This window comes from Mycoplasmopsis agassizii, from assembly GCF_002272945.1.
GTDB classification, from domain to species: domain Bacteria; phylum Bacillota_I; class Bacilli_A; order Mycoplasmatales; family Metamycoplasmataceae; genus Mycoplasmopsis_B; species Mycoplasmopsis_B agassizii.
In genome coordinates, this window is sequence record NZ_NQMN01000006.1 from 1 (window position 1) to 1,163 (window position 1,163).

General features: G+C 34.0%; 1 protein-coding gene. It reads right to left on the minus strand.

Features of this window, described 5'->3' with window-relative positions; genetic code table 4:
- Positions 1 to 1,163 (minus strand): lipoprotein 17-related variable surface protein (locus CJF60_RS05130; RefSeq protein ID WP_143823440.1); only part of this gene is annotated, 1,163 nt, incomplete at both ends.

Genomic DNA, 1,163 nt, shown 5'->3' on the forward strand with positions numbered 1-1,163 from the left:
ATATCAACTTGTGACATCTGCTTTAGTTGTATCAACTTTGAATCCTGAAACTGTCACTGTTTTACCAGTAGCAGTTTCACTTTCATCTAATGAACCATTTGCGTTGAAGTTTAATTTTTTACCATCAACTGTTGCTGAGAAAACAACTTTAACTGAAACTGTACCTGCAGCATCATCTGCTGTTAATGTAACGCTGAATTCTGAGTTTGGTAATGTTGTTTGATCTGGAGCTGTGAATAGACCTTTGATGTCTGCTTCTGTTGCAGCACTTGCTGCTTTTGCTTTTAATTCTGCAGACTCTACTGTTTTATCTGTAACTGCTGTATATCAAGTTTTAATTGCTTCTTTATAATCTGCAAAACCTGTTAACTCAACTGTTTCACCTTTAGCAGCATCTAATTGATTACCATCTTTGTCGTAGAATTTATCTCCAACTTTTAAAGCCACTTTTAAACTTAAACTACCTGTATAGTCATTTGCTTTTAAATCACTATATTCAATGGTTGCTGTAGGGTCAAAAGCACCATCACCTGTAGGCAATGCAAATAATTTATCTAATTCTGTTTTGTCTGTAGTATCACTAACTTCTGATGGTTTCTTAGTTTTTAATGCTTCAATTTCTTCTACATGTTGATCTTGAACTTTAGTCTCATATCATGTACTTGCTTTAGCTGCATTAGCATCACTAGCGACAAATCCTGAAATAGTTACTGTTTTACCTGCAGTTGCTTTATTTGCTTCTAAAACAGTTGAACCATCTTCTTTAAAGAAGTTATCACCTTGTTTTAAAGTAACTTTTAATTTTAAGTTACCTGCAACATCGTTATCACCATTTGCAACTTTTTCTACTTCAACTGTAGATCCTGTTAAAGTTGTAGGTGCTGTAAATAATGATTTTAATTCTTCGGCTGTTACTTCACTAGGTTTTTTAGCTTTTAATGTTTCATTACTTGCTACGCTAGTATCCTTCACACTCTCACTATATCATTTAGTAACTGCATCCTTAGAAGTAGCAAAACCTGAAATAGTTACTTCAACACCATCAGCTGCTGCACCTGTATCACCATTTTGTTTATAGTAATTAGTTGTTGTACCTGAAGTTGATTTTAAAACTACTTTAACTTTTAAAGTCCCGTCAGTGTCGTTAGCACCACTTGTTACTA